Source organism: Sulfurospirillum arcachonense DSM 9755, assembly GCF_000597725.1.
Classification (GTDB): Bacteria; Campylobacterota; Campylobacteria; order Campylobacterales; family Sulfurospirillaceae; genus Sulfurospirillum_A; species Sulfurospirillum_A arcachonense.
This window is the reverse complement of sequence record NZ_JFBL01000002.1, coordinates 123,581-146,253: the sequence shown is the minus strand read 5'-3', so window position 1 is coordinate 146,253 and position 22,673 is coordinate 123,581. Positions and strand designations below refer to the sequence as shown.

Below are 22,673 nucleotides of genomic sequence, written 5' to 3'. Positions count from 1 at the left end.
GCACAATAAAGATAAAAACAGACTTTTTTTGGTATAATCTTCCCATAATTATATATAGGATTTATAAAAAATGAAAATTGATAATGATTTATTAAAAAAATTAGAAACCCTCTCTTCTTTAAAGATAGATGAGAATAAAAGAGAAGGTACTATTGCACAATTAAGTGAAATAGTTGAATTTGTTGAAAATTTAAATGAATTAGATTTAGATAACGAAGAAGCAACCTTTACTACTGTTGCCGGAGGAACTCCTATGCGAGAAGATATTCCTAACGTAAACCCGGATGTAGTAAAAACAATCCTAAGCAATGCACCCCAAAGTGAGAATGGTTTTTTTGTAGTCCCTAAAATTATAGAATAAACTATTTAGCTCTAGCTGAAAAAATTTATTAAACATAAACTTAAAAGGTATAAATATGGCATCTTTAAATATAAAAGCTTTACTTAAAAATATTGTCGCTTATAAAGCTTCTGATTTACACTTAGTAAGTAGAAGTGAGCCACAAATAAGAATAGATGGAAAATTAGTTGCACTTGACATGCAAGTTCTTGATGGTAAAGAAATTGAAGAGATGTGTTATACCCTTTTATCAGATAGGCAAAAAAAAGAATTAGAAGAAAATAAAGAACTAGATTTTGCCATTATGTTCCCTGATATTGGACGTTTTCGTGCAAATTACTACTATACAATGGATAATGAAGTTGCTGCAGCTTTTAGAATTATTCCAATTACTATCCCTTCATTAGAAGATTTAAATGCTCCAAATATTTTTAAAGATATTACAAAAAGAGAAAAAGGTCTCGTTTTAGTAACAGGACCTACAGGAAGTGGTAAATCAACAACATTAGCAGCAATGCTTAATGAAATCAATAAAACTGAACATAGACATATTATTACTATTGAAGATCCTGTAGAGTTTGTACATGAGAATAAACGTTCTTTGTTCTCTCATAGAAATGTTGGAGAAGACACTAAAAGTTTTGCAAATGCATTAAAATTTTCACTTCGTGAAGATCCAGATGTTATACTAGTTGGTGAAATGAGGGATAGAGAAACAATAAGCACAGCTATAACTGCAGCAGAAACAGGTCACTTAGTTTTTGGAACACTTCATACAAATTCAGCGGTTCAAACTGTTAATAGAATTGTTGATAGTTTTGAAGGCCCAGAACAAGTTCAAATACGAAATATGCTAGCAACATCTCTACACTCAATCATTTCACAAAGTTTATTACCTAAAAATGGTGGTGGACGTGTAGCTATTCATGAAATTCTTATCACTAATTCTGCAATTTCAAATCTAATAAGAGAGAATAAATTACACCAAATTTATTCTCAAATGCAACTTAATCAATCAAAAAGTGGAATGACAACCCAAACCCAATCAATGGTAAAATTTCTTAAAGCAAATAGTATATCCAAAGAAGACGCTATAAGATTTTCAACCCAAGCACAAGAATTAATAAATAATATAGGTATTTAAATTTACCATAATTACAGCTAAAATTAGATATCATGTGCGCGTGTATATATATCTAATTTTAAGGCGTACCTAAACATGACAAAAGATAATAATATTGTAAAGAAGATAATAGATATAGGTGAAAACTCTTTTTCAAAATTAAAAAAGTTGAGTATTCCGCCGTATCCAAAATACTACTATGATACTTTCATGGATGAATTATCCCATACAAGTGATGCATCATTGATAGATTTATCAAAAAAATATTCCTATCTTTTTTCAATGAATGAAACTGAATATTCTATCAATGAAGTTTCATTTGAACTTGCAAAATCGAGTATAAAAGAATTTGAAAAATCAAATACTAATTTAAAAAAAATATCTGATAAAAATTTTGTTGATATAAGCGCCATTAAAAATAATTATGAAAGAGTATACACACAAGATATAATTGACACATTTAATCTATTTCAAGAACAAGTTTTAACTGAACTACAAGATGCTGATGAAACTATTACAAAATTAAAATTAGAGATAGAAAGACTTGAACGCGAATCTCATATTGATCCACTTACAAAAGCATACAATAGAAGAGTATTTACGAAAGATATTGGCGAAATTTTAGGTGCAGTTAAAGATAAAGACGCTGACATGTTTTTGATTATGATAGATGCTGATGATTTTAAAAACATCAATAATTCTTATGGCCATATTGCTGGAGATAAAACTCTTATTTTTTTAACAAAACTGATTCAAAGTTCACTTCGAAAAGGTGTAAAGATATACAGATATGGTGGAGAAGAGTTTATTATAATTTTAAACCGTACAACTCTTGAAGAAGCACAAAAAAGTATTGATAGAATCATCAATGAAGCTAGTGAAAGTAAGCTTTTATATAAAGGACATAACATTCATTTAACTATCAGTGCTGGACTTACATGCTATAAAAAAGGGGATACCCCGGATAAAATTATAGAAAGAGCTGATGAAGCTTTATATGAAGCAAAAAGAGCCGGTAAAAACTGTTTTAGAGTGAGCTGCTAATATGGAAAATATATCTATTTTTGACATTATTTCTCTATCATTAATTTTTATACTAGGGATAAAAGGTGTTATCAACGGTTTTATAAAAGAAGTTTTTGGTCTCGTTGGTATAGTCGGTGGGATTTTTATTGCTTCGAGATTTGCAAAAGAAATGGGACTTTTAGTTAATAAATATTTATACCAATTAGATAATGATGCTTCTTTATTCATAATAGGATTTATCTGCGTTTTACTTGGCTTTTGGATATTAAGTATATTTGCAGGATATTTACTAGAAAAACTTATAAAAATGAGTGGTTTTGGTGGTATGGATAAACTTGCTGGTTTTATAGTAGGAAGTGCAAAAATCTTTTTAGTATTTTCAATTTTAGCCGTAACTCTATCAAATATAGAATTTATAAAAACACAAGCAGATAACTATATGCAAAAAAGTTTTATGTACCCTATTTTTGTACAAACTGGTAGATATATAGTTAAAATTGATAGTGATAAATTAATCCAAAAGATTGATAGTAATAAATCAGTTCCCAAAATTGAGATTACAAGTAAACCGCTTAATTCAAAGTAAAGGAATAGTATGGCTGACATAGAAAATATGGAATATGACTCTTTATTAGTTAGATTTAAAGATATTTTAAAACATAATAATCTCAAGTTTACAAAACAAAGAGAAGTAGTTTTAAAAACCATGTATAACAATGATGAACACTTTTCTCCTGAAAGTCTTTATATGTTAGTAAAACAAAATTATCCTGAGCTAAATGTAGGGATTGCCACAGTTTATAGAACACTTAATCTTCTTGAAGATTCTGACATGGTTACTTCTTTATCTTTTGGCTCATCAGGTAAAAAATTTGAACTTGGAAATAAACCACATCATGATCATATGATTTGTAAAATGTGCGATAAAATAATTGAATTTGAAGATAATGGAATAGAAGAAAAACAAGAAGAAATAGCGACTAAATATGGATTTAAATTAACAGGACACTTAATGCAACTTTATGGTATTTGTAAAGTATGCCAAAACAAGAAATTAAAATAAAGAGGAAAATTTGATATTTGACCAATATGAACAACAAAGAATAGAAAAGGCAAATGCCTTAAAAGAATTGGGTAAAAACCCTTATAGACATAATGTTAAAAAAGATACAAACACAGCAGAATTCAAACGTTGTTATGAGTATGTCAGTAACACTGAAGAAAAACGTGATGAAAATAAAGAAAATACAGTAGTAGGAAGAATAAAATTTTTACGTCATATGGGAAAAGCTGCTTTTGCTAAAATTGAAGATGAAAATGGCACTCTTCAAATTTATTTTAGTAGAGATGGACTTGGTGTTGAATGGTTTAAAGAAGTAAAAAAACTTGTTGAAGTTGGTGATATCATTAGTGTAACAGGATACCCATTTGTTACAAAAACAGGTGAATTATCTTTACATGTAAAAGTATTAGAAGTAGCAACAAAATCTATTACGCCTCTTCCTGAAAAATTTCATGGCCTAACTGATAAAGAGCTACGTTATAGAAAACGTTACTTAGATATGATTATGAATCCTAATGTAAAAGAAACTTTTAAAATAAGAAGTCAAATTGTAAGTACAATCAGACACTTTTTTGAAGAGAGAAGTTTTTTAGAAGTCGAAACACCTATGATGCATCCAATTGCAGGAGGAGCAAATGCAAAACCATTTGTTACTCATCATAATGCATTGGGAATTGATAGATACCTAAGAATTGCACCTGAATTATATCTTAAAAGACTAGTTGTTGGTGGATTTGAAGCTGTATTTGAAATTAATAGAAACTTTAGAAATGAAGGTATGGATTTAACTCATAATCCAGAATTTACAATGATTGAATTTTACTGGGCATATCATACTTACCATGATTTAATGGAACTTACAGAAGATATGTTCACTGTACTTCTAAAAAAATTAAATCTTCCTTCTAAAATCCCTTATGGTGATATTGAAATAGACTTTTCAGAAAAATTTAGAAAAATTTCTTATAAAGATTCTCTTATAGAAATTGGTAATGTCCCTGCTGAAGTTTTAGAAAATAAAGAAAACATTTTAGCTTATCTAAAAGAAAAAGGCGAAGAAGCAAATGAAGCTTTAAGTCTAGGAAAACTTTATGAGGAATTATTTGATTTATATGTGGAAGAAAAACTAATTAATCCTACATTTATCATAGACTATCCAATTGATATTAGTCCACTTGCAAGAAGAAAAGATGATAACCCAGAAATTGCAGAAAGATTTGAACTGTTTATGGCTGGACGTGAAATTGCAAATGGTTTTAATGAATTAAATGATCCAATAGACCAATATAATAGATTTGCAAATCAATTAGCAGCAAAAGATGCCGGTGATGATGAAGCTCATGAGATGGATGAAGACTATGTAAGAGCTTTAGGCTATGGATTACCACCAACAGCAGGACAAGGCTTAGGAATTGATAGATTAACAATGCTTTTAACAAATGAACAATCAATCAGAGATGTAATTTTATTTCCATCTATGAAACCGCTCAGAGAAGAAATTGAAAATAATGATAAGGAAGAAAAATAATGAGTATATTAAAAAACATTGATCCAGAAGTTTACGGAATAATTGAAAATGAATTAGAGAGACAAACTAATCATTTAGAAATGATCGCTAGTGAAAACTTTACATACCCAGCTGTAATGGAAGCTATGGGAAGTGTTTTTACAAACAAATATGCAGAAGGTTACCCAAATAAAAGATACTATGGTGGTTGTGAATTCGCGGATCGTGTAGAACAACTTGCAATTGATAGAGCTTGTGAGTTATTTGGATGTAAATTTGCAAACGTGCAACCAAACTCAGGAAGTCAAGCAAACCAAGGTGTATACCAAGCACTGCTAAAACCATTTGATAAGATTTTAGGTATGGACTTAAGCCATGGTGGACACTTAACTCATGGTTCAAAAGTTAGTAGTTCTGGTAAAACTTATGAGAGTTTCTTTTATGGAGTTGAACTAGATGGTAAAATCAATTATGATAAAGTCAAAGAAATAGCTCATATAGTAAAACCAAAACTTATCATTTGTGGGGCAAGTGCATATCCTAGAGAAATTGATTTTGCTAAATTTAGAGAAATTGCTGATGAAGTTGGTGCGCTACTTTTTGCTGATATTGCACATATTGCTGGTTTAGTAGCTGCTGGTGAACACCCTAGCCCATTCCCTCATTGTGATGTAGTATCAACTACTACTCATAAAACTTTACGTGGACCTCGTGGTGGACTTATTATGACAAATAATGAAGATATCGCTAAAAAAGTGAATAGTGCAATTTTCCCAGGTATCCAAGGTGGTCCTCTAGTTCATGTAATAGCTGCTAAAGCTGTTGGTTTTGCAGAAAATCTTAAACCTGAATGGAAAGAGTATGCAAAAAATGTAAAAGCCAATACAAAAGTTTTATCCGATATATTAATTAAAAGAGGTTATAATATAGTAAGTGGTGGTACAGATAACCATCTAATATTAGTTTCATTTTTAGATAAAGAATTTAGTGGTAAAGACGCTGATATTGCTCTTGGACGTGCAGGAATCACAGTAAATAAGAATACTGTTCCAGGAGAAACAAGAAGCCCATTTGTAACAAGTGGTGTTCGTATTGGAGCTGCAGCTTTAACAGCACGTGGAATGAAAACAAAAGAGTTTGAAATCATTGCTCAAAAAATAGCTGACGTTCTTGATAATATCAATGATGAAGCTTTACATGTAAAAATAAAAGAAGAGATGAAACAATTAGCAAGTAACTTTGTAATTTACGATAGAGCAACATACTAAGGAGTTTTCATGTACAATATTGATACATCACTAATTAAAATGTTAACTGATCATTATTGGATAAAAAGAGATAAAATTGTCGAGAAAAGAACACATAATGGCCGTCTATTTTTCGATAAATATGAAAAAATTAATGAGAAATTAACAAATCAAATAATTACCCAACATTTAAAAGGTGAGATTACAGTAGCTCACTCTTTAATCAATAGTCGAAATAAAGTAGAAAATATTGTTATTGATTATAATGGAAGAAATACTGAGCGTTTTTGGCATAGAGCACAACTTCTTTTAAGAGAAGAAGGATTTATAAACTTTACAGCATATGAGAGTAAAACACCTGGTCATTTGCATGTTTATATTCATAAGGGGCATACAACTATTCAAGAAGCTTATCAAATTGGGAAAATGATATCTGCAAAACTTGCACAAAGATTGCCAAGAGAATGGAAAATTTTCCCAGACCCAGATATCCCACAAGAGTTTAATATACTAGCTCTTCCGTATAAATTATATAACAAAGAAAGAGGGGCATCTTGGTCAAAGCATATGTAACTTTTGAGCCAGCATATGGTATGAATAATGCTTAATAAAATTAAATAGTCAAAGGAGATTAGGATGGAAGATAGAAATGAACTTAGTGATATCGTTTTAGAAAAAGAGGACAATGGTGCTTTAAAAATAAAACGTGTATTAATTATTGCTGCACTACTGATACTAATATTTTTAGTAGTTATAGTTATTATGAAAGTAGTCAATAAACCTGAAGCAAAAAACAATACTTCTAAGCTTATTTTACCACCAGAACCTATAAGTAAGCAAGTTAGTCCTAAAAAAGAAGATGATCTATTTAAACAAGTACCAATTGTTGAAGAAGAAGATAAAAAAGAGAGCTTTGAAGAAATGGTTAAAAGCTTAAAAGAAAAAGAGATAAAAAAACAAGAAGATACTACACCTAAAATAGAAGAAGTTAGTAAAAAAGTTCAAACTCCTGTTATTAAAAAAGAACCTACTCCTAAAGTTGCAAAAAAAGTAAGTGACCCTGTAAAAGTAAAAAAAGAAGTTAAAAAGGTAGTTAAAAAGTCAACAGACTTAACAGCAACTCCTGGTGCGTATGTCCAAGTTGGAGCAACATCAAGACTAACTCCTGATAAAAAGTTTTTAGCAAAACTTGCTACAAAAAATTATCAATACAGACTATTACAAATAGAAGTCAATGGAAAAAAAGTTAATAAAATTTTAATTGGGCCTTATGGTAATACCACAGAAGCTAAACAAGCTTTAAGTGATATTAAATCAAGTATCAATAAAGATGCTTTTATATATAGAGTAAAGTAATATATGCTTTACTCTAAAAAACTTCTTTTTGATCAATTAACTCCTATTACTATTTTTGCAAAACTCAAAGAACACTTTAACAACGAATTAAACTTTCTTTTTGAAAGTGCGATAAATACAGAAGAAGGAAATTTTAGTTTTTTATTTATTGGGGCTAGAGAGAGAGTTATACTTAAAGATAATATAGCCTTACATATAGATGAAGAAGGTAATGAAAATAATCTTGGGAGTAACCCTTTTGATTATTTAAAAAAACGGTATAAAGAAATAGATACTGATAAATATAAAGAGTATAGCAAACAACACAACCTAGGATTTGTAGACGGTTTTATTGGCTATATTGGATATGATGCGGTGAAAACTTTTGAGCCTAAACTAAAATCTCATATGAATAATTTAAAAAGTGAAATTGATATTCCTGATATTAACTTAATGAGACCAAAATTAATTTGTACATTTTCACACAAGTCAAACACCTTAACTCTCCATACATTTATAGAAGAAATTGCACTCAAATTAGATAAAATTGAAAAACTTCTAAAAGTTCCCCATACTTATATAGAAATACAAAAAACAGCGTTAGATGAAGAAAAAGGTACTTTTGCTTTTTCTAAAGAAAAATTTTTTACAATGGTTAAAGAATCCAAAGAGATGATTAGAAGTGGTGATGTTTTCCAGCTTCTTATATCAAATAGATTTACTCAATATGCAAATATTGATAGATTAAGTTTTTACAGAATTCTTAGAAATAAAAACCCATCTCCATACATGTTCTTACTTGATCTTGATAATTTTTCTATCGTAGGAAGTTCTCCTGAAGTTATGGTTGGGCTAAAAGACAACTATATCACACTAAGGCCAATTGCAGGAACAAGAAAAAGAGGCTCTACTTATGAAAAAGACAAAGCTTATGAAGAAGAACTTTTAAATGATGAAAAAGAGAGAGCTGAGCATCTTATGCTTATTGATTTAGGACGTAATGATGTGGGTAGAGTTGCCCAAGTGGGTACTGTGAAGGTAAGTGATATGATGAGAGTTGAAAAGTATTCTCATGTTATGCATATGGTGAGTGATGTTGGAGCAAAATTAGATGAAAAAAAAGATATGTTCGATCTATTTGCTGCAACTTTTACAGCTGGAACCATGACAGGAACTCCTAAAATTAGAGCTATGGAATTGATTAGTGATTTTGAAGGAATAAAAAGAAGTTTTTATAGTGGTGCTGTTGGTTATTTTGGATTTGATGGTAACATGGACAGTGCAATTATGATTAGAACTGCTTACTTAGATAGTGAAAAAATTGTATTTCAAGCAGGTGCTGGAGTTGTAGCTGATAGCAAACCAGAATTAGAATACCTTGAAGTTACCAATAAACTTGGAGCTATGACTAGTTCACTCAATGATTTAAAAAAATAGTATGAAATTATTTAGTATCTTGGGAAACCCAGTTTCCCACTCAATATCCCCTAAAATGCATAATACTGCCCTTAATGGTCTTCATATAAATGGCTGCTATATAAGAACTTGTATTGAAGATGGTTCAACTCTTTTAAATAAATTTCACTCTTTAAAACTTGATGGTGCAAATGTCACTGTACCTCATAAAGAATTTGCTTATGAATTATGTGATGAATTAGATAGTTTTGCAAAACAGATTGGTGCAGTAAATACTCTCGTTAAAAAAAATAACAAAGTTTATGGATACAACACTGATGCTCCTGGATTTTATAAAGCAATAGAGTCTTTTGGTTCAATAAAAACTGCTCTTATCCTTGGCGCTGGTGGTACAGCAAAGGCTATAGCTACAATTTTAAAAGAAAAAAATATAAACGTAACGGTACTCAATCGTTCACAAAATAGACTACATTACTTTTATGAAAATGGATTTAATGCGTACTCTTGGGATAATTTTAAACCAAGTTCATACGAACTTATCATAAATACAACTTCTGCTGGACTCAGTGATGAATCACTGCCTCTTGATCAAGATTTACTCAATACACTTATGCAAAAATCACAATTTGCATTTGATGTTATTTACAATAAAAAAACTCCCTTTTTACAAAAAGCAGCTTCAAATAATCTTCAATATAAAGATGGAGCAGATATGCTACTTTATCAAGGAGTATTAGCTTTTAATCTATTTTTTGATAACAAATTGGATAATGATAAAATAACTAAATATATGAAAAAAACTTTTAAAACAAAGTAAAATACTCTAAGCTTTAGTTCTTAGATTTATTGCTTTAGAAAGTGATAACATATCAACATTTTCAAGATGAACTCCTGTTGGAACTCCTTGAGCTATCTTCGTAAAATCTACATTTAAATCTTTTAATTTATCTTCAATAAAAAGTATAACTGCATCGTTTGAAAGTGAAGGAGTTAGTGCAAATATAACTTCATTAATACCTTTAGAAACAATTTCTTTTAATTTCACAACGGTATTTTCTTCTAAATCATTCAAAACAAAATAAAAACCATCATATAAGTTATTTTCTTCTAGGACTAAAATATCTTTTGCACTTTCTGTTATACACAATTTACTATTGTCTCTGCGATCATCTAAACAGATATCACACACTTCATGTTCACTTAATCCTCCACATCTCTCACAGCTTCTTATGGAGCGTACAGCACTTTCAATTGCATTTGAAATTTTCATAGCATTAAAATTATCATTAAGAATAAGATGATAAGCAAAACGAAGAGCAGATTTTTTCCCAACACTTGGTAGTGAACTTAAAGCTTCAACCAAGTTATCAAACTTTTCCAATCCTTTTTTCATTGCACTACCCTAAATCGATTGAAAATTTATGAGTATTATTTATGTACTCATAATTTAAGTCAAAATCATTTAATTTTAAAATATTTTTTACAATATAAAGTCCCAATCCTAAACCATGCTTCACTTCACTTGAACCTGATACAAAAGGTTTATAATACTCCTCTATATCCACTTTAAACTCTTTTCCAGTATTTTCTATAATAAGTTTATTATTATCTATTTTGACATAAACTTCTTGATTATCAGAATATTTTATTGCATTATCTAAAAGATTTTTAATAGCAAGAGAGAATGATTCAAAATCAACTTTTACACTCAATAAAGCAGAGACATCAACCTTTACATGTAAATCTTTTTTATCATCTTCAAGCATTAACATATCAATAGCACTATCTATAACTTCAACTAAACGATACTCTTTTACTTGAAGTGAATAATTTTTTGAAACAATTTGTTCTATCTTAGAAAATTCTCTTATTAATAAATCTAGTCTTTCAAAAATACCAATAAGTCTTTTTTTAGCTTTTTCATCAGTAAGCATTTCTGAAACTATCCTACCTTTACCAATAGGAGTTTTTAACTCATGCATTATAGTTCTTAAAAAAAGTTGTCTTGATTGTATCAAATGTCTCAGTTTATCAGCAGCTCTATCAAACTCATTAGCTACTTCAGCAATTTCATCTTCTTTATCACTTTTACAATCAATCTTTAACTCTCCAGAAGCAAATTTTCGTATTTGACTACGTAGCTCTTTTAGAGGTGAAATACTATTTAAAATTGATATATATATAGAAATTAATATAATAAGGGCAAAACCAAAAACTATCCAAAGACTATTGGTTGAACGTTTTTGATAATTACTTTCTAAAAGTATATTGGTTATCATATTGTCTATATAGAGATAATATCTTTCATTATATTTAATAGATGAAAAATCTCCTAAATCTGATTTTTTTTGAAAGATTACAACACCCTTTTTAAGAACAGATCTTTTTAAATTTTGATTTTTTACAATACTAAGACCAAAATTGCTAAAATATTCATTCACACCATGCGGTGAAAGATTATTTCTATATATAATAAATATATAATTAATTGATTGAAGCTGCCTCTCTTTCATAATCTCTAAATCTTTTTCATTCTGATATTTATCTAAAAGAAAAAAAAGCATACATAAAAGAAGCATTGAAAAAATAAAAACAGCGGTTATTTTACTGCTAAGTGAGTTTTTTATCATCCTATTAGTTTATATCCTATTCCTCTTACAGATTGGATATATTTAGGTTCTTTTGAACTATCACCAATTTTTGTTCTTAATCTACCAATAATCACATCTAAACTTTTTGAACCTTTGTCCTTTAAAGATTTACAGTTATATACAAGCTGCTCACGAGATATAGAAAAACCATGTTGTTTTAACATGTACTCTAAAATTTCATATTCTGCAGGAGTTAAATTAATAGGGTCATCTTTTAAAAATATCTGATGTCTTTTCTCATCTATTCTAAAATCACTATCACTTCTTTCATCTTCACTAGTATTTACTTTTTTATATCTTCTAATAAGGCTTTGTATCCTAGCATACATCTCTTTTGGATCATATGGTTTTGGAAGATAATCATCAGCCCCAATTTGTAAGCCTATAACTTTATCACTTACATCACTTCTTGCAGAACTTATGATAATAGGAATATCATATTTATCGACTACTTCTTTACAAACTTCTAAACCATCCATCCCAGGAAGTGTTAAATCCAAAATTAAAATATCATAATTTTTTATGCCAGCACTAAGCCCAAGATAAGGGTCTTCATAATTGGTTATTTTTATATTGTATTGTGCTAAATATTCACTTAAAATTTCTGCAAATTCCGTATCATCTTCTATCATTAATACATTTATCATATAACTACCTTGTCTCTCATAATTAGACATTATTATACCATAATTGCAAGATAGGAGGCTTGCAGTAACCTCCTTTTTTATGTTATTTGTTTATATTGTTTTTTAGCTGAGCCACTTGCTCTTTTGTTAAGATTTTAAAAACTTTTTCCATATGATTGATCCTAATATTCATCATTTTTTGATGCTTATCATTTGAGTATTTTGTAAATGCAGCTTTATCAAAGCCAGCATCTCCAATAAAATTCATCATCTTACCTTGTCCTCTTACACCCCTTAATTTTTTCATCTCTAATTTCATCTCATCACGTAAAATAGACATTTTGAACTTTTGATCATTAGTAAGATTCAAGTTAGAAAACATTTGCATCCCACCAAATCTATGCATACCTCTTTGCATCATTCCTTTTTGACGCATTCCTTGACCTTGCATCATACCTTGTTGTGGCATTCCTTGTCTTTGCATCATTCCTCTTTGACCATAATTTGGACAATTTTGATTATATGCGAAAGACGCTGTTGCTAATGTACCTACTACTAGCACTGCTGCTAAAATTTTATTTTTCATCTTATATCCTTTTTTAAGAGTTAAACTCTTTTGATACTCAAAGTATAAAATTTTACTCTTAACCACTCTATAACAGTTTGTTAATGTATCTTAACAAGAATGTTCACTTAGTTCATTTTTTTTATAAATAATGGACGAAAAAGAAATCCTTGTACATAATCAATATTTAAACTTTTAGCCAATTCAAAATCTTCTCTTGCTTCAACACCCTCAAGAATAACTTTTTTATCAAGTTCATGTGCGTATTGCACTAAACCTTTTACTACATGTAAAAAGCTTTTTTCACTTTTCATCTCTTTTAAGATATCTTTATCAAACTTTAAGTAATTGCATTTTTTTAGCAAAAACAACGATAACATACTATTTTCTTTTAAAAAATCATCAACAGCAAAATTATAATTCAAATTATGAAATATTTCTAATAATTTAGGAGTATTCACAGCATCATGAGAATTTTCAACCAATTCAATTACAAAATTTTTTTGTTTTGAAAAAAAGTTAAATACCTCATTAACTCTATTTTTTACTAAAAGTATATGTGGATCAAAGTTAATAAAAAGTTTTTTATTTTTTGGGCGATTTAAAAATTGGTATTTTTTCAATACCTGTTCTGCTTCAAAAAACAGTTCAGGATAATCATGACATACTCCAAAAAAAACATCTGGAGTTACTGATTGATTTGCACAATTAAATCTTGAAAGTGCTTCATATGCAACAATTTTTTCATTTTTTGTTGATACAAAAGGTTGGTACTCTACTCCATAACTCCTCTCTTTTAATATTCTTTGAACCATTTCAAAAGAATATACAGTTTCAACAATCGTATTTCGACTCAATATTTACCCTTTAAGTGAGAAGAGAGTCTCCTCACTTTTATATCTATTATTTTTAAAAATTATGTTTTATAGTTTCTATCCATGTCTCAATTCTTTGCATAGTTTGATCACTTTGATTGTCTTCATCTATAACCAATCCAACAAAAGAGTCATCCACAATAGCCTTTGACTCATCAAACTCATACCCATCTTTTGACCAATTATCCCCAATTATAGTAGCTCCATTTTCTTTAGCTATTTCGTATAAAATACCCATGCCATCTACAAAACTATCATAATAATTTTCCTGATCACCAACTCCAAAAAATGCAACTGATTTTCCATTAAAATCTATTGATTTATATACTTCTAAATTATCATCCCAATCATCTTGTAAATCCCCTTCTCCCCAAGTAGAAGTACCAATAATGAATTTTTCATACGTATCAAACGTCTCTTTTGAACTATCAGCAATATCAATCAAATTAGCTTCTATACCTAATGTTTCTTTTATTTGTGTAGCTATATCTTGTGTTGTACCACCACTACTTCCATAGATTATCCCTATGCGCATTTTTTATCTCCTTGTAATTTTTTATTCGTGCAAAATGAAAATGAATATGGAACCAATTTAACTCTATATTCATCAAAATTAAATTTTACTTTTTCTAGCAAATTGAGTTTTATATGTTTTGTAAAATCACTCTGTTTTGGATAAACTAAATAGACTTGTTTTATATCTGTCTCATTTATTATCTTGGCTGAATCATCAACCTGTTTTTTGACAATCGAACTATTAAAAAAGTTTTTCTTATCTACTTTTAAATAAGAGACATATAACATTGTAGGTGTAGTCTCATTTTCATCATCTCGTATAACAATATTATCACCCATTAAACTTACTTTTGCATCAGGATTTGCTCTTTTACTTCTTTCATAAACAAGATGTAAAAACATATCATCAAGATTAAAAAGCATACTTTCTTGTGAATTTAAAATAAATTGTTTTAAACTTTCAGATATAGTATTGTCTTTTAGTTTATTTTGAAATACTTCGTAAATGTTTCTTCCATTTTTTATATCCTCTGCATTTAATCTCAATTTTTTATCTACATAGTATTTATAAAATTTGAAAAAAACCAATCTTCTTTCTTCTTTAGTGTACTGAGAGTTTGGAGGAAGATACTCAATGACTCTATTCCCCTCTTTTACATAACCTACTTGCATACTATTGCCTTTTTCATTATTTTATAATTTGTATTTCAAAATTTTTTTCAAAATAGTACCTTACTCTATTACAATCAAGTAGATATTGAATATCCAAAAATTCATCGATATTTGTTTCATCTGAATTTTTTAAATTGACTACCTTACTTCTTTGTTCATCAAACTTATAATTACTAAAATTATTTATTTTTTCTATTATATGCTTTGCCATTTTTACTCCTTTTTAACAAGTACAACCATCTTGTTGAATCAAATTATCTTTTTTATAAATTCTTAATTCATTTTTCATTATTGCTTCCAAACTTTTTATTAAATTCACTGCTAATTGAATTTTCATTACGTGTAGCACAGATAAAAGGAATGTTTCTTTTTTTTGCTTCTTTTTTAAATTTATACATGGTGTTGTGATTTAAAAAATTTGTAAGCATAACAAGACAATCAATGCCCGTTGGTAAAGACTTTTTATTAATACTATTTTTATTTCTAGCAGTCCAATGTTTTATATTATTAACACCTAAATCACCTAAAATTACTTTAATTGGGACAATGTTGTCACCGCCTAAGACTAATACAGACATTTTTTCTCCTTTTTATTGATAAAGAAATCATAATATAAAATATCTTAATTCTTTCTTATTTTGATAATCATTTTCATTATAATAACTAGATTGATAATTTTCTCTATTTTTGGTAGAATTACACTCTTAATAAAAACTACATAAAAGAGAAAAAATTGGACTTAGAATATTACGAAATACTAGAAATTAGCAGAGATGCAGATAGTGGTGCTATTAAAAAAGCATATAGAAAACAAGCGTTAAAATTTCATCCCGATAGAAATGAAGGAGATAAAGAAGCTGAAGAAAAATTCAAGCTTGTAAATGAAGCATACCAAGTATTAAGTGATCCTGAGAAAAAAGCAACTTATGATAGATATGGGAAAGCTGGTCTTGATTCACAAGGCTTTTCTCACTTCTCAGATATGAATTATGAAGATATTATGGGTGATCTTGGCTCTATCTTCGAATCAGTATTTGGTGGTGGCTTTGGTAGTGGTGGTAGCAGTAGACAAAGAAGACAAAGAAAATACCCTCTTGATACAGAAGTTGAAGTTGAATTAGCTTTCAATGAAGCAATTTTTGGCTGCTCAAAAGAAGTAAAATTTAGTTATAAAAAACCTTGTGATGACTGTAGTGGGACTGGAAGTAGCGATGGTAAAAAATCTACTTGTCATGAATGTAACGGCAAAGGCCAAGTTTTTTATAGACAAGGTTTTATGACTTACTCTCAAACTTGTCCTGCTTGTAATGGTAAAGGCTCTACTATAGAAAATCCTTGTGGCACTTGTAATGCTAAAGGTTATAGTGATGAGAGTGATACTGTAAAAATAGATATTCCTGAAGGAATTGATAACGGAAACAGAATTAGAGTCACTGGACGTGGAAATATTGATGAAAGTGGAGAAAAAGGTGACTTATATATCCAAACAAATGTTGGAGAAGATGATCACTTCGTAAGACACAATGATGATATATATATTGAAGTTCCACTTTTCTTTACGCAAGTTGCACTTGGTGATACGATTACTATTCCAACGCTTAGAGGTGAAACTGAACTTGAACTTCCTATGGGAGCAAAAGACAAGCAACAATTTGTATTTAAAAAAGAAGGTGTGAGAAATGTTCACACTGGAGAGCTAGGAAACATGATAGCTCAAATCATGATTAAGTATCCTAAAAAACTTACAAATGAACAAAGAGAAGCATTAATAAGCTTGCAAGAAGGCTTTGGTATCGAAAGCTCACCTCATGAGAGTAGTTTTGAAGGTGTAGTAGATAAAATCAAGGGCTGGTTTAAATAAATATTTATGGATAGTTTTGTTATTTACAACAATACAAAACTACCTTACTGCGTGATTACAAACAAAAGATTAAAAAACTTATATATTACAATTGACCCCTTCTTAGGGGTTGTTGTAAAAAATCCAAATTACTCTGCAAAAAAAGTTCATTCTATAGTAGAGCAAAAAGCTAAATGGATATATGAAAAATTACAATTTTTAAGTCAAAAAAATTCAATCCAAAAAATCTATGAAGAAGAAAACAAGGTATTATTATTTGGTGAAAAAAAAGCTTTACATGTAAAGGGTTCATTGGCCAATTTTTACAAAGAAAAAACAAAAGAGTTCATTCCTCCTTTAGTAGAAAAATACTCCCTTATTATGAATGTAGAACCAACAAATATAAAATTTAGAAAATCAAAAAGAAGATGGGGAAGTTGCAGTCACATAAATGAACTTAGTTTCAACACTTCTTTAGTACAACTCCCACCCCAATGCATTGAGTACATCATAGTTCATGAACTTTCACACATACAACACAAACATCATCAAAAAGATTTTTGGTTACATGTAAAAGAGTTTATGCCAAATTTTAAAGAGCATGAAAAAACATTAAAAAGGTATTCTCCCCAAATCTAATCAAAAGATTTTTTTGAAAAACTTCTTACATTTAGTAGAAAATTTACCATGTTCAATTTTCTTTTTTTCTACTAAATATTCTATTAATTCTCGTTCCTTTTGAGTTTTTAGAACAATATCATTTTGCCAAGAATTTTTCGAGTTCACTAATGGCTTTTTCATTTTTTATCCTAAATTTTATCTCTATTCTTCTTGATGCATCTTTATCTTCATTTCCATTACTATCTATAATAGTATTTGCGTTAGATCTTCCTGTTGCACTGACGTATTTTCTAAAAAGTGCTTCGTCTTGAGGGTATTTCTCATATAAAAATTTCATCACTTCCAAAGCTCTTTGTTGAGAAAGTTTTAAGTTATAAAGGTACGTTCCATCCGAGTTTGTAAAACCTTCTATATTGATTTGATCTATATATTGTTTTATATCAGGATCTAATAAAAGGGTGTTGATATATTCTTTTAACACATTGCTTAACTCTTGTTTTGCACCCTCTTTGAGTCTGAAACTATCTTGTTCAAAAAGTATGTTTGAACTAAATCTTATAGCCCCACTATCTTTGTCTATATCTATATTTTTTCCCAACTTATCTTTCAATTTTGAAACTACTTTTATACGAAGCCCTGTCAAACTTTTGATTTTTACTTTTGTTATATCTAACTCTTCAATCAAAGCTTGATGTTCTTTACTTTGAATTAAAAGAGTATTTTCAAGCTGTGCTAATTCTTCATCTTTAAGCGTAATTGCATGTATGTTTTTTTCTATCTCTTTTGCAAAATTCTCATTTTTTTCTTTTAAATCTTTTTCTTTTAATTCATAATCAAAAAGTAAATCTTTGAGTTTTTGGATCTCGTTTTTCTTTAAAGCAATCTCTTCAATTTTTGTAGCGATATACTCATCTTGTTCTTTTTGTCTGTTTTGTGCATTGCTAATCTCTTTATCTTTTGCAAGAAGTTGTTGTTTTGCTTTAGTCAACTCAAAAGAGAGATGAAAGTTTTCTTGTTGCGTATTTTTTAACTGTGATCTTATTTTTTCTAATCTCTTTTTTTTATCACTCAAGGCATCTTCACTTAAACCTAAAGCATCTTTTTCTTTTTGTAAATCAGTTCGTATTGCTTGTAAATCTGTTTGAATAAATACATACTTCACCACAATAGCCCCAAGTAAAAGAATAAAAACAAATAATAAACCAGCCATCAAATCGGCATAAGAGATCCAAAAATTTCCGGATTCTTCCTTGTTTTTATTGTTTTTATACATTATGAATTCTCTAGATTTTTTACTTGTTCAAGTGCATTGACTATCTTTACAACTTCACTATCTATAGTTAAAAGTGTCTCTTTGAGTTTATTTCCAAACTTATCATCAAATTCATTTAGATACGTATTAAAAGCCCAACCAATTTGGTCTGTATCTTTTTTCATAGTATCAAAGTTTTTTATTATTGATTGGTGAATGAGTTCTAAATTTTCCGGACTTATATTTTTTAAAGACTCTGTGATTTTTACTAAATGCTCATCTTTTTGTTTTAATGAATTTGATATATCTCCAAGAGAAGATGCACTTTGTTCAAATTTAGAAGATGCCTCTTTAAACTGTAATAACATCTGCTTAAAATCCAAAGATATATGCTCATTTGCATTTTGTGCAAGTTCCATTACCTTTACACTCTCATTCATTTGAGAAGTTGCTTTTTTCACTGCTTCTTGTTCAAGTGATATGATATCTCCAAACATCTCAACTCTTTGAGCCATAGTTTTATTCATATTTTCTATCAACTCATCTTGTGCAAAGTTATTAAATACTTGGTTTAATTTCTCAAAATTTTCCATACTCTTTTGAAAATATGTCTGTTCTATCTCTTCTTTATTCCAAAAAAGTGATTTTGTATCTAGTTTAATAGCATTGAGTTTTTTCTCAAATTTACTCAGTCCCGTTTTATCAAATAAAATCCACCAAATAGATAAAAATATACCATATATAGAGACATAAAATGCTGTTCCTACTCCACCTAAAAGAAGTGAGATTTCTTTTTCTAAAACAGCAGAAGTTTGTGAAGAAAAATCAGGCATTGATAGTGCAATAGATATAAATGTACCCAAAATACCCAAAGTCGGGAAAATACCAGCAGCAACAGATGCAAAGTTTTCATCTCTTAAGTCAGCCGTATAATTTTTTGCAAAATCATCATAAGAAGCATTTGCTTTTTTTGTTTGTCCTATAATTAAAATATTTTTTTGAATATACTCTTTTAATTCTTCTTTAAATATTGGTACGTCTTGAATAAATTTACAAGAAGCATAAAATGCATTGTGTTTGAGGAAAAATAGATAAATTATAAAAATAATTCCTATCATAACCACACTATGAATCTCAACCCTAAAAGGTATCCATGTCATAAATCCAGCTAAGACTGTAAGAAAGATTATAAAAGGAAAAAGAAGTAACGATAAAACCTTTCCAAAACAACTTGGCTGTCTCTTCTCTTCTAGTCCTGAAAGATTCACTTCACTCATAAATATCCTTTAAATGCAAAATTTATCCCCAAGTATAACAAAAAAAAGTAACTATATTATATACAATGCAACTTATCAAATTCTTCTTTTATTTCTTCTATATTCTCAATTCCAACAGAAACCCTGAGTAAATCTATAGGTATACCATTCTCATGTAAAACATTTATACCCTTTTTACATGTAATCAAATCATAATGAGCCAAATAAACATAAGGCATTAAAAGAGTAAACTCTGTGCCTAAACTAGGTCCTTTTGCAAAATTAAGGGTGTCGTATACTTTTGCAAACTCTTTTGTAAAAACAAGTGAAATTACTCCACCTACTGCATTTTCATGCCTCATTAATTTTTTATAGTTTTGTGAAGATGAGGCGTAATAAATAGTTTTAATATACTCTTTTGTTTTTAAGTACTCTACAAGCTCTTGAGTATTTTTATTTATCTTCTCTACCCTTTTTTCATATCCTTGTATCTCGTATGCTAAACGTTGTATATCTTGTATATAAGGCTCATCTGCTTGAGAGAAAAAGAGTTTTTTATGTTGGCTCAAATAGGAGTTCTCGTTGATAATAAAACTTCCCATAAGAACATCTGCATTGCCACAAGCAAACTTTGTTAAACTCTCAACTAAAACATCTGCATAGGGTTTCAAATCTAGATTATAAGGCACAGCAAATGTTGCATCTATAATCAAAACTATCTCATACTTGTTGCAAAGTTTTTTAAGTTCATCTAAATCAACACAATGCAAAAGTGGATTGGTTGGAACTTCAGTGATGATAGCACTTACTCTCTTTGCTTCACTTTTTAAATACTCTTCAAGCAAATCGAGTCTATTTACATCATAAAATACTTTTGAATTTAAAAAGTGATTTTCTACTATATTCATCGTATCAAGATAAAGCCATCCAAGCTGAATGATAGTATCTTTGTTTACATGTAAGGCTTGAATTCCTTTAACAACAGAGTAGATTGCATTCATGCCTGAAGTAGTTAAACAGATGTTTTCTTTTGGCTGATTGTAGGCATCTCCTAGAGTTGAGAGAACTTTCTCTTTTGCACTTTTTTCATCTTCTAACTCTTCTACATGTAAACTTGAAATAAGTTCATTTTCAAAGAGATACTTTTCAGCCAACCTCGAAGAGAGATTGCATCCTACGTGTTGGATAAAACTGAGTACATTTTGTAAACCATTTGATTTTTTTTCTACTAAAATTACACCAAAATCTTCATCACAATCGAGTAATTTTAAACCATATCTCTCACATATAAGTTTAGCAAATCTTTTTGAACTCACCAAAACTATCTCTTGAGCCTCTTCTATACTATATTTTTGTTGTAAAAAGAGTGCAAGTTTTTTTAAATAAGGATGCAAGACAAACCGAGGATAACCTGTTTTTATGCAACTATTTGTCCCCTCTTCATAGTCCAACACATCTTTCATAGTAGGAATAGAAACAGAGACTGCATGAACGTTGTTTGGTGGAAGTGTCTCACCACAAGAGATAGGAAAAAACTTTTGCATTTATAACACAGCCTGTTTTATATCTTCTATCAAATCTTCAACATTTTCCAAACCAATTGAAAATCTCACCGAACTATCTTTAATACCAATAGCTTCAAGTTCTTCTTTTGAAAAAGTTGCATGTGAGATTTTCGCAGGTATCTCTACACGAGAGTCAGGACTTCCAAATGAACATTTTTCTCCAAATATCTTTGTATTTTCTATAAACTGTTCCGCCAACTCTACACTCGTAAAATCCGCGGTAAAAAGACCTGGTATAAAATCCATCTGTTTTTTTGCTAACTCATATTGGGCATGAGATTTTAAAGCAGGAAAAGTAACTTTACTTATGTACTCTTGATTTTCCAAAAACTCTGCAATTTTAAGAGCATTTTTTTCATGTTCTTTCATTCTAATTTTTAAAGTAGGGATTCCTAGACTTATCAAAAACACATCCATAGGATTTTGGCTTCGTCCATGAGCATTTGCATAAAAATGAACCTCTTTTGCAAGCTCTTTACTCTTAGCTACAATAGCTCCAGCAACCACACTTCCATGACCAGAGATATACTTTGTCGTTGAAAACAAAGAAAAATCAGCACCCAAATCAAGTGGACGTTGGCTTATAAATGTTGCAAGTGAATTATCTACTGCAAAAAGTGCCTTATGTTTTTTACAAACCCTTGCAACTTCTTGTAAATCTATGATTTTTAAACCAGGATTTGTTGGAGATTCACAAAGAACCAAATCAATAGGATTGTTCTTCAAAATCTCTTCTAATTCCTTTACATGTAAGAAGTTTGCAAAGTGAACTGTGACGTTGTACTTGTCTTTAAAAATCTTCAAAAGTCTAAAAGTACCCCCATAACAATCAGCCTCAACAAGTACATGTGAGTTCGCTTTTAAAACAGTTTCAAACAAAAGAGCAACTGCTGCGATACCCGTATGCGTACAAACACACCCTGCTCCGTTTTCTACTTTAGTAAAAAGGTTTTCTAAAACTTCACGAGTTGGATTGTCACTTCTTGTATAATCATATACTCTATCGCCATCTTGTTTTTTTAAATCAAAAGTTCCTGTGTTATAGATAGGAAAGTGTGAAGCTCCATACTTATCTGCTTCGCTTGCAAAATCTTGTATATGCGCTAAATTTGTTTCTACATGTAAAGGCATAGTTATCCTAGTTTTTTAGAAATTATATCCTATATACATTTTAAAA

26 protein-coding genes are annotated in these 22,673 nt (G+C 29.5%); 13 read left to right on the top strand and 13 right to left on the bottom strand.

The genetic code is table 11. The annotated features are described in order from the left end of the window. Nucleotides 1-70: 70 nt before the first annotated feature. The 11 genes from gatC (at nucleotide 71) to K354_RS0102390 (ending at nucleotide 9,874) form a co-directional block, all read left to right on the top strand. Nucleotides 71-361, top strand: a complete 291-nt coding sequence (gene gatC / locus K354_RS0102440) for an Asp-tRNA(Asn)/Glu-tRNA(Gln) amidotransferase subunit GatC (RefSeq protein WP_024953925.1) — start codon at nucleotides 71-73, stop codon at nucleotides 359-361. A 55-nt stretch (nucleotides 362-416) separates the two neighbouring features. Beyond that, complete coding sequence (locus K354_RS0102435) at nucleotides 417-1,484, top strand: type IV pilus twitching motility protein PilT (RefSeq protein ID WP_024953924.1); 1,068 nt, start codon at nucleotides 417-419, stop codon at nucleotides 1,482-1,484. Nucleotides 1,485-1,559: 75 nt separating this feature from the next. Continuing rightward, complete coding sequence (locus K354_RS0102430) at nucleotides 1,560-2,507, top strand: GGDEF domain-containing protein (RefSeq protein WP_024953923.1); 948 nt, start codon at nucleotides 1,560-1,562, stop codon at nucleotides 2,505-2,507. 1 nt (nucleotide 2,508) lies between these two features. Beyond that, nucleotides 2,509-3,075: a CvpA family protein gene (locus tag K354_RS0102425; protein WP_024953922.1), complete on the top strand. Its 567-nt coding sequence runs from the start codon at nucleotides 2,509-2,511 to the stop codon at nucleotides 3,073-3,075. A 9-nt stretch (nucleotides 3,076-3,084) separates the two neighbouring features. Further along, the gene (locus K354_RS0102420) at nucleotides 3,085-3,552 is read left to right on the top strand and encodes a Fur family transcriptional regulator (RefSeq protein WP_024953921.1); all 468 of its coding nucleotides are present in this window, start codon (nucleotides 3,085-3,087) and stop codon (nucleotides 3,550-3,552) included. A 13-nt stretch (nucleotides 3,553-3,565) separates the two neighbouring features. Next, a complete protein-coding gene (gene lysS, locus K354_RS0102415) occupies nucleotides 3,566-5,080 on the top strand; it encodes a lysine--tRNA ligase (RefSeq protein ID WP_024953920.1) in 1,515 nt (504 codons plus the stop codon). Beyond that, nucleotides 5,080-6,327: a serine hydroxymethyltransferase gene (locus K354_RS0102410; protein ID WP_024953919.1), complete on the top strand. Its 1,248-nt coding sequence runs from the start codon at nucleotides 5,080-5,082 to the stop codon at nucleotides 6,325-6,327. The genes lysS and K354_RS0102410 overlap by 1 nt, the downstream gene beginning before the upstream one ends. A gap of 9 nt (nucleotides 6,328-6,336) precedes the next feature. Beyond that, nucleotides 6,337-6,879: a DUF1882 domain-containing protein gene (locus tag K354_RS0102405; protein ID WP_024953918.1), complete on the top strand. Its 543-nt coding sequence runs from the start codon at nucleotides 6,337-6,339 to the stop codon at nucleotides 6,877-6,879. Between the two features lie 63 nt (nucleotides 6,880-6,942). Beyond that, nucleotides 6,943-7,662, top strand: coding sequence for an SPOR domain-containing protein (locus tag K354_RS0102400; RefSeq protein ID WP_024953917.1), 720 nt, complete (start codon nucleotides 6,943-6,945; stop codon nucleotides 7,660-7,662). 3 nt (nucleotides 7,663-7,665) lie between these two features. Next, complete coding sequence (locus K354_RS0102395) at nucleotides 7,666-9,078, top strand: anthranilate synthase component I family protein (RefSeq protein WP_024953916.1); 1,413 nt, start codon at nucleotides 7,666-7,668, stop codon at nucleotides 9,076-9,078. 1 nt (nucleotide 9,079) lies between these two features. Then, a complete protein-coding gene (locus tag K354_RS0102390) occupies nucleotides 9,080-9,874 on the top strand; it encodes a shikimate dehydrogenase (protein WP_024953915.1) in 795 nt (264 codons plus the stop codon). A 6-nt stretch (nucleotides 9,875-9,880) separates the two neighbouring features. Here the strand turns inward: K354_RS0102390 and recR are convergent, their stop codons facing one another. From recR to K354_RS0102345, 9 genes are all read right to left on the bottom strand, one after another. Continuing rightward, nucleotides 9,881-10,450, bottom strand: coding sequence for a recombination mediator RecR (gene recR / locus K354_RS0102385; protein ID WP_024953914.1), 570 nt, complete (start codon nucleotides 10,448-10,450; stop codon nucleotides 9,881-9,883). A gap of 4 nt (nucleotides 10,451-10,454) precedes the next feature. Then, nucleotides 10,455-11,687 carry an ArsS family sensor histidine kinase gene (locus K354_RS13800; protein ID WP_084607303.1) on the bottom strand — a complete coding sequence of 411 codons (1,233 nt, stop codon included), beginning with the start codon at nucleotides 11,685-11,687 and terminating at the stop codon, nucleotides 10,455-10,457. After that, complete coding sequence (locus K354_RS0102375) at nucleotides 11,684-12,355, bottom strand: response regulator transcription factor (RefSeq protein ID WP_024953913.1); 672 nt, start codon at nucleotides 12,353-12,355, stop codon at nucleotides 11,684-11,686. The genes K354_RS13800 and K354_RS0102375 overlap by 4 nt, the downstream gene beginning before the upstream one ends. An 82-nt stretch (nucleotides 12,356-12,437) precedes the next feature. Further along, the gene (locus K354_RS0102370) at nucleotides 12,438-12,920 is read right to left on the bottom strand and encodes a Spy/CpxP family protein refolding chaperone (RefSeq protein ID WP_024953912.1); all 483 of its coding nucleotides are present in this window, start codon (nucleotides 12,918-12,920) and stop codon (nucleotides 12,438-12,440) included. A gap of 107 nt (nucleotides 12,921-13,027) precedes the next feature. Beyond that, nucleotides 13,028-13,756, bottom strand: coding sequence for an EAL domain-containing protein (locus K354_RS0102365; RefSeq protein WP_024953911.1), 729 nt, complete (start codon nucleotides 13,754-13,756; stop codon nucleotides 13,028-13,030). Between the two features lie 52 nt (nucleotides 13,757-13,808). Then, a complete protein-coding gene (locus K354_RS0102360) occupies nucleotides 13,809-14,309 on the bottom strand; it encodes a flavodoxin (protein ID WP_024953910.1) in 501 nt (166 codons plus the stop codon). Further along, nucleotides 14,300-14,962 carry a hypothetical protein gene (locus K354_RS0102355; protein ID WP_024953909.1) on the bottom strand — a complete coding sequence of 221 codons (663 nt, stop codon included), beginning with the start codon at nucleotides 14,960-14,962 and terminating at the stop codon, nucleotides 14,300-14,302. Before K354_RS0102355 ends, K354_RS0102360 begins: the two co-directional genes overlap by 10 nt. Before the next feature lie 16 nt (nucleotides 14,963-14,978). After that, entirely contained in the window at nucleotides 14,979-15,173 is a 195-nt protein-coding gene (locus tag K354_RS0102350; protein ID WP_024953908.1) for a hypothetical protein, read from the bottom strand. A gap of 67 nt (nucleotides 15,174-15,240) precedes the next feature. Continuing rightward, entirely contained in the window at nucleotides 15,241-15,540 is a 300-nt protein-coding gene (locus K354_RS0102345) for a DUF2325 domain-containing protein (RefSeq protein WP_024953907.1), read from the bottom strand. Between the two features lie 155 nt (nucleotides 15,541-15,695). Between K354_RS0102345 and dnaJ the strand changes: the two genes are divergently transcribed. After that, complete coding sequence (gene dnaJ / locus K354_RS0102340; RefSeq protein WP_024953906.1) at nucleotides 15,696-16,823, top strand: molecular chaperone DnaJ; 1,128 nt, start codon at nucleotides 15,696-15,698, stop codon at nucleotides 16,821-16,823. A gap of 6 nt (nucleotides 16,824-16,829) precedes the next feature. Beyond that, complete coding sequence (locus K354_RS0102335) at nucleotides 16,830-17,441, top strand: M48 family metallopeptidase (protein WP_024953905.1); 612 nt, start codon at nucleotides 16,830-16,832, stop codon at nucleotides 17,439-17,441. Between the two features lie 118 nt (nucleotides 17,442-17,559). Here K354_RS0102335 and K354_RS0102325 read toward each other — a convergent pair whose 3' ends face one another. The 4 genes from K354_RS0102325 to K354_RS0102310 form a co-directional block, all read right to left on the bottom strand. Beyond that, on the bottom strand, nucleotides 17,560-18,633 hold the full coding sequence (locus K354_RS0102325; RefSeq protein ID WP_245600561.1) for an OmpA family protein: 1,074 nt from the start codon (nucleotides 18,631-18,633) through the stop codon (nucleotides 17,560-17,562). Between the two features lie 62 nt (nucleotides 18,634-18,695). Next, complete coding sequence (locus tag K354_RS0102320) at nucleotides 18,696-19,952, bottom strand: MotA/TolQ/ExbB proton channel family protein (RefSeq protein WP_245600559.1); 1,257 nt, start codon at nucleotides 19,950-19,952, stop codon at nucleotides 18,696-18,698. A 56-nt stretch (nucleotides 19,953-20,008) separates the two neighbouring features. Next, a complete protein-coding gene (locus K354_RS0102315) occupies nucleotides 20,009-21,475 on the bottom strand; it encodes an aminotransferase class I/II-fold pyridoxal phosphate-dependent enzyme (protein ID WP_024953902.1) in 1,467 nt (488 codons plus the stop codon). Then, nucleotides 21,476-22,627, bottom strand: coding sequence for a trans-sulfuration enzyme family protein (locus K354_RS0102310; RefSeq protein WP_024953901.1), 1,152 nt, complete (start codon nucleotides 22,625-22,627; stop codon nucleotides 21,476-21,478). Nucleotides 22,628-22,673: the final 46 nt, after the last annotated feature.

Excerpts from the sequence above, each read along its gene's own strand:
- K354_RS13800 (WP_084607303.1), bottom strand. The coding sequence starts at position 11,687 with ATGATAAAAAACTCACTTAGCAGTAAAATAACCGCTGTTTTTATTTTT.
- K354_RS0102420 (WP_024953921.1), top strand. The coding sequence starts at position 3,085 with ATGGCTGACATAGAAAATATGGAATATGACTCTTTATTAGTTAGATTT.
- K354_RS0102315 (WP_024953902.1), bottom strand. The coding sequence starts at position 21,475 with ATGCAAAAGTTTTTTCCTATCTCTTGTGGTGAGACACTTCCACCAAAC.
- K354_RS0102360 (WP_024953910.1), bottom strand. The coding sequence starts at position 14,309 with ATGCGCATAGGGATAATCTATGGAAGTAGTGGTGGTACAACACAAGAT.
- K354_RS0102345 (WP_024953907.1), bottom strand. The coding sequence starts at position 15,540 with ATGTCTGTATTAGTCTTAGGCGGTGACAACATTGTCCCAATTAAAGTA.
- K354_RS0102335 (WP_024953905.1), top strand. The coding sequence starts at position 16,830 with ATGGATAGTTTTGTTATTTACAACAATACAAAACTACCTTACTGCGTG.
- K354_RS0102390 (WP_024953915.1), top strand. The coding sequence starts at position 9,080 with ATGAAATTATTTAGTATCTTGGGAAACCCAGTTTCCCACTCAATATCC.
- K354_RS0102370 (WP_024953912.1), bottom strand. The coding sequence starts at position 12,920 with ATGAAAAATAAAATTTTAGCAGCAGTGCTAGTAGTAGGTACATTAGCA.
- K354_RS0102350 (WP_024953908.1), bottom strand. The coding sequence starts at position 15,173 with ATGGCAAAGCATATAATAGAAAAAATAAATAATTTTAGTAATTATAAG.
- gatC (WP_024953925.1), top strand. The coding sequence starts at position 71 with ATGAAAATTGATAATGATTTATTAAAAAAATTAGAAACCCTCTCTTCT.
- K354_RS0102375 (WP_024953913.1), bottom strand. The coding sequence starts at position 12,355 with ATGATAAATGTATTAATGATAGAAGATGATACGGAATTTGCAGAAATT.
- K354_RS0102435 (WP_024953924.1), top strand. The coding sequence starts at position 417 with ATGGCATCTTTAAATATAAAAGCTTTACTTAAAAATATTGTCGCTTAT.
- K354_RS0102395 (WP_024953916.1), top strand. The coding sequence starts at position 7,666 with ATGCTTTACTCTAAAAAACTTCTTTTTGATCAATTAACTCCTATTACT.
- recR (WP_024953914.1), bottom strand. The coding sequence starts at position 10,450 with ATGAAAAAAGGATTGGAAAAGTTTGATAACTTGGTTGAAGCTTTAAGT.
- K354_RS0102310 (WP_024953901.1), bottom strand. The coding sequence starts at position 22,627 with ATGCCTTTACATGTAGAAACAAATTTAGCGCATATACAAGATTTTGCA.
- K354_RS0102400 (WP_024953917.1), top strand. The coding sequence starts at position 6,943 with ATGGAAGATAGAAATGAACTTAGTGATATCGTTTTAGAAAAAGAGGAC.
- K354_RS0102320 (WP_245600559.1), bottom strand. The coding sequence starts at position 19,952 with ATGAGTGAAGTGAATCTTTCAGGACTAGAAGAGAAGAGACAGCCAAGT.
- K354_RS0102325 (WP_245600561.1), bottom strand. The coding sequence starts at position 18,633 with ATGGCTGGTTTATTATTTGTTTTTATTCTTTTACTTGGGGCTATTGTG.
- K354_RS0102425 (WP_024953922.1), top strand. The coding sequence starts at position 2,509 with ATGGAAAATATATCTATTTTTGACATTATTTCTCTATCATTAATTTTT.
- K354_RS0102430 (WP_024953923.1), top strand. The coding sequence starts at position 1,560 with ATGACAAAAGATAATAATATTGTAAAGAAGATAATAGATATAGGTGAA.
- K354_RS0102355 (WP_024953909.1), bottom strand. The coding sequence starts at position 14,962 with ATGCAAGTAGGTTATGTAAAAGAGGGGAATAGAGTCATTGAGTATCTT.
- K354_RS0102405 (WP_024953918.1), top strand. The coding sequence starts at position 6,337 with ATGTACAATATTGATACATCACTAATTAAAATGTTAACTGATCATTAT.
- K354_RS0102410 (WP_024953919.1), top strand. The coding sequence starts at position 5,080 with ATGAGTATATTAAAAAACATTGATCCAGAAGTTTACGGAATAATTGAA.